The following is an 8,107-nucleotide window of genomic DNA, read 5'->3' as shown; positions in this document are numbered from 1 at the left end:
TATACACTTTTTAAATTAATTTTAATTTTTAATAATATTTTTTAAAAATTTGATAATAAATAAAATTGTAATTATTTTGGATTAAATTTGTAAGTAATGGAAAAGAAATCCACCCATATCCTCAATGCAGCCAGTAATCTTTTAGGATTTTCACTGGTGATTATTACTTCGCTGAAGATCACAAAAATGAGCAGCAGTACGCATCTGGATGAATTTGCAGGAATATCCTGTATGCTTTTTGCCTTCAGCTGTTTCTTTTCATTCCTGTCGATAAGAAGCAGCCATGAGAAGCGCAGCAACAGATTTGAAACCATTGCAGATTATTTATTTTTAACCGCTTTATTTTGCATTGTTTTAGCAGTTATTATCGTAACGGTAGAAATTATTTAACCAATAAGGGAATTGATGCATTCCCTGTTATCAAATCTCCGGACCCTCTCCTGTTCAGGGTCGGGTTCTGATACTGCCAGTCTGTAAGTAAATATGATGACGGTCAAGAAATCACAGATCCAAGCCTCTGCCGTCATTAACCCCTTTTGTTCCTTAAAATTTACGCTCGATGACATAATCAAGCATGATATGCAGGGATTGCTTTGCTTCGGAATCCGGGAACTCGTTCAGGATATCTTTGGCTTTCTGCTGAAAATCCTTCATCACGGACACCGCATATTCCAGCCCGCCGGAATTTTTCACAAAGGTGATAAGCTCCTTCACCCTTTTCTGGTCATTGTTGTATCTTTTAATGGTATTGAAATAATATTTCCGGTCTTTTTCGCTTGCGGTTTTCAGGGTATGGATCAGCGGCAGCGTCATTTTCTGTTCCTTGATATCGATGCCTACCGGTTTTCCGATGACATTGGACGTCAGGAAATCAAAAAGGTCATCTTTGATCTGGAAGGCCATTCCGGTATATGTCCCGAAATCCATCATTTTTCTGGCCATTGCCTCACCGGCATCATTGGAAAGAACCCCGATTTCACAGCAGGCCGCAATCAGGGTAGCGGTTTTCTGGCGGATGATTTCGTAATACACCTCTTCGGTAATATCCAGCTTCCGGGCTTTTTCCAGCTGCAGCAATTCGCCTTCCGACATTTCGCGGATGGTCCTTGAAATCACCCCCAACAGATCATAATCCTTGTGATCCGTAGAAAGCAGCACCGATTTCGAAAGCAGGTAATCCCCTACCAGGACGGCAATCTTGTTTTTCCACAGCGCATTGATGGAAAAAAAGTTACGACGCTTGAAACTTTCATCCACCACATCATCATGAACCAGGGTTGCCGTGTGGATCAGCTCGATCATGGAAGCGCCGCGATAGGTTTTTTCATTGACGTTCCCTACCAGCTTGGCACATAGGAATACAAACATCGGGCGCATCTGCTTTCCTTTTGTCGTAACAATGAAGCGAGTGACTTTATCCAGTAAAGGTACTTTGCTCTGCATGGATTCATAAAACTTCTGTTCAAAAAGTTTCATTTCCTCATTAATAGGTCGCTTGATTTCTTCTACAGGGTTAGCCACAATTGTCGGATAAAAGATAAATTATTAATTCCCACAAAGATAATTTTTTTCCTTTAATTTTAACGGAAATTAATCTTTGAGTTTTTGTACCGGGACAAAATACAGGGCTTGTTTCGCACTTCCCAGCGGGAAATTAAAATTTTCCCCGGAGACCCAGATCCCGGATTCATCTGCAGCAATCCCTTCAATCTGACCGATGGACAAAGCACTTCCGAGGTAATACCTTGCAGGACTCTCCTTAAAGAACATGCCCGGCTCCGTTTCATTGAAGATACAGAGGAAAACTTCTGTTTTTTTGGTATAGCCTACCAGATAGAGTTTACCGTCTGTATATGCCGCGTCCGTCACCATAAAACCAATGGGAAAAGTTTCGGCTTTTTCAGCCTGCTGCTTTTCTGCTGCTTCCGGATCAATAAGATAATGAGTTGTTGACTTGGCTCCCCATTCTTTTGTAAACACATGGAGTTTCCCGTTCAGCCAGATCATGGCTTCCGCATCGAAATCAGTCTTCAGATAAGTGTTCCTGAATTCGTTCTGTTCCGGATATTCAAAAGAGATCAGTGTTACGGAATCCTTCTTCAGATTTCCGTTCCCTGCCGGCACTTTGTAGATCTCGAGGTCCCTCCTTGTTCCGGCATTGTTTCCGAAATCACCGATATAGAAATAGGTTCCGTCATTGGCAAGGGCTTCCCAGTCTTTGTTTTTCCCATTGACGGTTATGGTATTCATGATGGTTCCAGTCTTTTTATCGAGTTCAAAAAGTTCAGGCGTATTGCCGCTGTCATTAAAGGTGTACAGCTTTCCGTTCATCAGGCTCAGACCCGAAGTCTCCCGGATGCTCCCGTCCAGTGTATTGATTTTGTACTTTTTTAGTTTCAACAGACGCGACTGCTGTGAACAGACAGCCGCGGAAAGAAGGACGGTACAAAGTAAAAGTAGTTTTTTCATGGGTAAAAAGTTGACGTTATCAGGGCTTTAAGCCCTGATAGCGTTTGCGGCGCAGGTAATCCTTCTGGTACTGCCTTACGGTTTTTCCGGTGCCGTCATGCCGCCATCCCGGGGAATTAAAAATATAGTTGATGCGGTCTGAGAATTTCAGTCCGGGCTGCCGGAGGTCCTTCCAGATCTTCCGCCATTCGTAAAAGAGTATAGTATCCGGCCTGTTGTCCGGCATTTTTGGGTAAATCCCGTATTTTACAGGGACGTTGGGGTCTTCTTTTTCAAAAGTTCCGAATATTTTATCCCAGATGATCAGGCACATGCCCATATTGCGGTCCAGGTATTTGATATTACAGGCATGATGAACGCGGTGATGGGAAGGCGTTACCAGGATGTATTCCAGAATGCCCATGCTTTTCACCGTCTGGGTATGTACCCAGGTCCCGTACACCTGGCCGATAGCATACACCACCATGATATGCCAGGGATTGAATCCCATAAAAGCCAGCGGGGAGAAATAAAGATACCGGTAGAGCGGCTGCAGAACCGGGCTTCTGAATCCTGTTGTAAGATTAAAATATTCCGAATTGTGATGGGTGATATGCACCGCCCAGAATGCCCGTGAATGATGGTCTACATAATGCAGAACGTAATAAGCAAAATCGGTTACGATGAAACAGATCAGCCAGTACCAGATGCTGAATTCCCACGAAAAAAGACGGTGATTGTAAAAGAAGAACATCACGCCCATCGCAAAAACCTTCATCACCAGATCCAGCCCGAAATTCATCAGGGCCAGGTAGATGCTGGTGGCTACATCTTTTCCGTTGTACAGTTTGGCTTCAGAAATATGGCTGTAGATAAGTTCAGCCAGGATAACAGCGGCAAGAATGGGAATTGACCACGAATACACATTCTGCAATCCGTCTTCTCCTGAAAAGTAATCCATCATCACTTAGAATTTGGATACAAAGGTAGGATTTTAGGAATTTCTTAAGAATAAATTCCGGATTTTTTAATGAAAATTTAATCGGTGGTTTTGTTGGCCAGCTGTCCACAGGCAGCATCAATGTCGCCACCCCTGCTTTTCCTCACCACACAGACGATGCCGGCATTTTCCAGCTGACGGATATAATTTTCCTCCGCCTGTTTGTTGCACTGGTCGTATTTCCCGTCTCCGATGGGGTTATATTGGATCAGGTTTACCTTGGAAGGTACCTGTTTGCAGTATTTTATCAAAGCACGGATGTCCTCGTCCTTATCATTGATGTCTTTCCAGACACAGTACTCAAAAGTAATCACCGAACCTGTTTTCTGGTACCAGTACTGAAGCGCTTCCATAATTTCCGTCAGCGGGAATTTATCGGAGAACGGCATGATCTCATTCCGTTTGGATTCGATGGCAGAGTGCAGTGACAGGGCCAGTTTTACCCGCAGATCGTCATCTGCCAGCATTTTGATCATCTTCGGGATGCCGGATGTGGAAACGGTAATCCTTCTCGGCGACATGCCCAATCCTTCCGGCTGGGTAATTTTGCGGATGGCTTCCACTACGTTCTTGTAATTCATCATCGGTTCCCCCATTCCCATAAAGACAATGTTAGAGAGCGGCCTGTTAAAATACATTTTGCTCTGGCTGTCGATAAGGGCAACCTGGTCTACAATCTCGGCAACTTCAAGGTTCCTCATTCTTTTCAGCCTCGCCGTTGCACAGAATTCGCAGTTCAGGGAACATCCTACCTGCGAGGAAACACAGGCGGTAGTCCGGGTTTCGGTAGGAATCAGTACAGATTCCACCAGCAGGCCGTCATGAAGCTTCACCCCGTTTTTGATGGTCCCGTCGGTACTTTTCTGGAGCTGGTCCACGGAAACCGGGTTAATGGTATATTCTTCTGCAATTTTTTCGCGGAGCGGTTTCGAAAGATTGGTCATTTCATCAATCGAATGGAGGTTTTTACTCCACAGCCAGTCATAGACCTGTTTCGCACGAAACGGCTTTTCTCCCAGAGACACAAAGTATTCTTTGAGCTGATCGAGCGATAAAGTACGGATATCCTTCATTTTGTTAAAGAGCCAAGGTAAAAATTAAAAGTTAAAAGTCCGGGAAGCAGCAAAAGGCAAATTCTGCTTCAGAATGAAAATTTTCCCTTTATTAACTTTTAGAGATAAAATATACAGGTTTCATGACTGATCAAAAAGAAAACTTCATTTTTGAGTTCCATGCAACCCTTTTCATTAAAAAGCCAGGTTAAAAATATAAGTTTCTAAAGTTTCAATTTACCTTCAGAATCATTAGGAGTTTTCTTAGAGATTAAGACCGTTAACTCTAAATGTAAAAGTCCTTCAGGATAAACTGTTCTGCTTCACCTTATTATTCTTAACCCGGCTCTTACTTATACTGGAAATTATAAAATCAACATTGCGTCACCGTAAGAATAGAACTTGTATTTCTCTTTTACGGCTTCTTCATAAGCATGCATTACAAAATCCCGTCCTGCGAAAGCGGCGATCATCATAATCAGCGTAGACTTCGGCGTATGGAAGTTGGTGATCATGCAGTTGGCTACTCCGAAATCGTGAGGCGGATAAATGAACTTATTGGTCCATCCATGGAAAGCAGAGATTTTCTTGTTGGAAGAAACGGAAGTTTCCAGTGTTCTCATCGTTGTTGTTCCTACAGCACAAACCCTTTTGTTGGCTTCCACAGCGTTATTGATGATTCTGGCGTTTTTCTCGTCGATGAAAATTTCTTCAGATTCCATCTTATGCTTGGAAAGGTCTTCCACTTCGATCGGGTTGAATGTTCCCAGACCTACGTGAAGGGTTACCTCTGCGAAATCGATCCCTTTGATTTCCAGCCTCTTCATCAGGTGCCTGGAGAAATGAAGACCGGCAGTTGGGGCAGCAACGGCTCCTTCCACTTTTGCATAAATGGTCTGGTATCTCTCGGCATCTTCAGGCTCAACATCCCTTTTAATGTATTTCGGAAGCGGGGTTTCACCCAGTTCTTTCAGTTTGGCTCTGAATTCTTCATACGAACCGTCAAACAGGAATCTCAGGGTTCTCCCTCTGGAAGTGGTATTGTCTATTACTTCCGCAACCAGGGATTCATCCTCGGTAAAGAACAGTTTATTTCCGATTCTGATTTTCCTTGCAGGATCTACCAATACGTCCCAAACGCGGGTTTCCTTATCAAGCTCCCTCAAAAGGAAAACTTCGATTTTCGCTCCTGTCTTTTCCTTATTTCCGTAAAGACGGGCCGGGAATACTTTGGTATTGTTGAAGATAAAAAGATCTCCTTCGTCAAAATAATCCACCACATCTTTGAAAAGCTTATGCTGTATGGTTTCTGTTTTTCTGTCCAGAACCATCAGCCTTGCTTCGTCTCTGTGTTCGGATGGGTGTTCTGCCAACAATTCTGCAGGAAGATCAAAATTAAAATCTGATGTTTTCATTTTTTAAATTACGGTTTAAAAATTATCAATTACAAGCTGTAATTTTCGGACTGCAAATATACGACATTGGATACCCCTTTGTCAAGTATTATTTAAGGGAATTGAAAATCGCTGATTTTTTATCACTTCCGAAACCTGAAAAACCGTATTTTGGATGTTTAAAAATTGTTATACCAATGAGCAAATATTCCATTGAATCATTTATCAGCGAAACCAGGGAAAATCCACAGGAAAGGGATTACTTCGAACTTGAAAAACCGGCGTTGCTGGAAATCAACCTCAGTAACCAGTCCGTATCGACGAAAGCCGGCAGCATGGTAAGCTATATCGGGAACATCAGCTTCGAGAGGCAGGGTATGTTTTCCGGCGGATTGGGGAACCTGCTTAAAAAAGCCATCAGCGGTGAAGGAGCCAGGCTGATGAAAGCAGAAGGTACCGGAAAACTGTATGTAGCCGACGAGGGCAAGAAAATAAGGATCCTGTATCTGGATAATGAAGCAGTGTGCGTTAACGGAAACGACGTGCTTGCTCATGAACAAAGCATAAAAAGCGATATCACGATGCTTAAAAGCATTGCCGGCGTCATGTCGGGCGGCCTGTTCCAGGTAAGGCTCTCCGGAACCGGCCATATTGCGATTACCACTCATGGAGAACCTCTGACGCTGATGGTAACGCCTGAATCCCCGGTCTTCACAGATCCGAATGCCACCGTTGCCTGGTCAGGGAATCTTACACCGGAACTGAAAACCAATGTTTCGCTGAAAAGCCTGATCGGAAGGGGAAGCGGCGAAGAATTCCAGATGAAGTTTTCCGGAAACGGATGGGTACTGATCCAGCCTTACGAAGAAGTCTACAGAATAGAAAACAGCTAAAGAAGATCAATAAGAATAATAAAAAACAGGCATTCATTAAGCTGCCTGTTTTTTTATTATGAAATTTTCGCGGCAAACTCTTTTCACCGCATTTACTTTTTTGTCTCCTCACAGATATTCCATGATCTTTTCCCATGATTCCAGTTTTTTTGCGAGGGGAACCGTGTGCAGAGGACTGGTGGAAGGCATCAGAAATATGGGGATCCGGTACTCTTTACCCAATATCTTCTGCAGATTCTTATATGATTTCCCGCCGTTGCAGAAGATTGCTTTGATACCCGGATAATTTTCCAGCAGCTCTCCGATCCGGTTAGCCTCTTCATTCCTGATCTCTGAATCCAGGCTTCCTTTCCGCTCACAGGTATCAATAACGTCCCACAACGCGATATGATGCCGTTTCAGAATCCGTATCCTGGCAGTATAGTCCCCGGTAGGCAGTTCATCGAACAGTTCAAAGATAATTTTCCAGAATGCATTCTGCGGATGGGCATAATACTGCTGTTTTTCGAGGGATCTGACCCCCGGAACAGAACCCAGGATCAGTATTTCGGACTGTGCATCGATAATTGGCGGAAAGGATGAGATTCGGTCGGATATAGCCATGAATAATTCAGATTACAATAGGACATTATAAACAAAAAGCGGGCTAAAAAGCCCGCTCATACTTATATTTTACAGTAGTGTTTCTGCATCTTCCTGAGAAATATTGATCTTAAAGTGTTTCCTTTAGCCAATCAAAGAATTCTCTCTGCCAGACCAGCCCGTTCTGCGGATGAAGCACCCAGTGGTTCTCATTCGGAAAGTACACCAGCTTTGATTTCAGTCCTCTCAGCTGCGCTGCCTGGAACGCTTCCTGCCCCTGTTCGTACGGAACACGGTAGTCGATACCACCCTGAACGATCATGATCGGTTTGTTCCACCGATCCACAAAATTGCTCGGATTGAATTCCGTGTAAGCTTTCGGCAATGGTTTTTCCCAGGGTGAGCCCAGGTCCCAGTTGGCAAACCAAAGCTCTTCGGTGGTCAGGTACCATGATTTCATATCGAACAGCCCGTCATGAGCAATGAACGTCTTAAAACGGTTCTGATGGATTCCGGCCAGCATGAAAACGCTGTATCCGCCGTAGCTGGCTCCTACTGCCGCTACTCTTTCGCCGTCAACGTAAGGTAAGGTTTTGGCGAAATCGGTTGCGGCGAGGTAGTCCCTCATCGGCTGTCCTCCCCAGTCCCTGGATATTTCTTCATTCCATTGGGTTCCCCAGCCGGGCATTCCACGCCGGTTCGGTGCTACAACGATATATCCATTGGCAGCCATCAGGG

At 44.1% G+C, this 8,107-nt stretch carries 9 protein-coding genes; 2 read left to right on the top strand and 7 right to left on the bottom strand.

Annotated features, from left to right (window positions below):
* The first annotated feature begins 96 nt into the window (after positions 1-96).
* Complete coding sequence (locus QZ735_RS09990; protein ID WP_294247645.1) at positions 97-390, top strand: hypothetical protein; 294 nt, start codon at positions 97-99, stop codon at positions 388-390.
* 153 nt (positions 391-543) lie between these two features.
* On the opposite strand, the gene QZ735_RS09985 is transcribed toward QZ735_RS09990, so the two are convergent.
* The 5 genes from QZ735_RS09985 to queA all read right to left on the bottom strand — a co-directional run bounded on the left by QZ735_RS09985 (position 544) and on the right by queA (position 5,915).
* Positions 544-1,521 carry a polyprenyl synthetase family protein gene (locus QZ735_RS09985; RefSeq protein ID WP_294247642.1) on the bottom strand — a complete coding sequence of 326 codons (978 nt, stop codon included), beginning with the start codon at positions 1,519-1,521 and terminating at the stop codon, positions 544-546.
* A 69-nt stretch (positions 1,522-1,590) separates the two neighbouring features.
* Positions 1,591-2,469: a hypothetical protein gene (locus QZ735_RS09980; protein ID WP_294247640.1), complete on the bottom strand. Its 879-nt coding sequence runs from the start codon at positions 2,467-2,469 to the stop codon at positions 1,591-1,593.
* Between the two features lie 19 nt (positions 2,470-2,488).
* Positions 2,489-3,412: a sterol desaturase family protein gene (locus QZ735_RS09975; RefSeq protein ID WP_294247637.1), complete on the bottom strand. Its 924-nt coding sequence runs from the start codon at positions 3,410-3,412 to the stop codon at positions 2,489-2,491.
* Positions 3,413-3,486: 74 nt separating this feature from the next.
* Positions 3,487-4,521, bottom strand: coding sequence for a 23S rRNA (adenine(2503)-C(2))-methyltransferase RlmN (rlmN, locus tag QZ735_RS09970; protein WP_294247635.1), 1,035 nt, complete (start codon positions 4,519-4,521; stop codon positions 3,487-3,489).
* Positions 4,522-4,865: 344 nt separating this feature from the next.
* Entirely contained in the window at positions 4,866-5,915 is a 1,050-nt protein-coding gene (gene queA / locus QZ735_RS09965; protein ID WP_294247632.1) for a tRNA preQ1(34) S-adenosylmethionine ribosyltransferase-isomerase QueA, read from the bottom strand.
* Positions 5,916-6,091: 176 nt separating this feature from the next.
* On the opposite strand from queA, the gene QZ735_RS09960 reads away from it, so the two are divergent.
* Entirely contained in the window at positions 6,092-6,787 is a 696-nt protein-coding gene (locus QZ735_RS09960) for an AIM24 family protein (RefSeq protein ID WP_294247631.1), read from the top strand.
* A 108-nt stretch (positions 6,788-6,895) separates the two neighbouring features.
* Here QZ735_RS09960 and QZ735_RS09955 read toward each other — a convergent pair whose 3' ends face one another.
* Together QZ735_RS09955 and QZ735_RS09950 are read right to left on the bottom strand one after the other, a co-directional pair.
* On the bottom strand, positions 6,896-7,390 hold the full coding sequence (locus QZ735_RS09955; RefSeq protein WP_367117844.1) for a DNA-deoxyinosine glycosylase: 495 nt from the start codon (positions 7,388-7,390) through the stop codon (positions 6,896-6,898).
* Between the two features lie 109 nt (positions 7,391-7,499).
* The coding region (locus QZ735_RS09950) for a S9 family peptidase (protein WP_294247625.1) at positions 7,500-8,107 on the bottom strand (608 nt) is incomplete at its 5' end.

The sequence above is a fragment of the uncultured Chryseobacterium sp. genome, assembly GCF_913776365.1.
Classification (GTDB): Bacteria; Bacteroidota; Bacteroidia; order Flavobacteriales; family Weeksellaceae; genus Chryseobacterium.
Note: the sequence above shows the minus strand (reverse complement) of the source record. Positions and strands in the feature narration are given on the sequence as shown.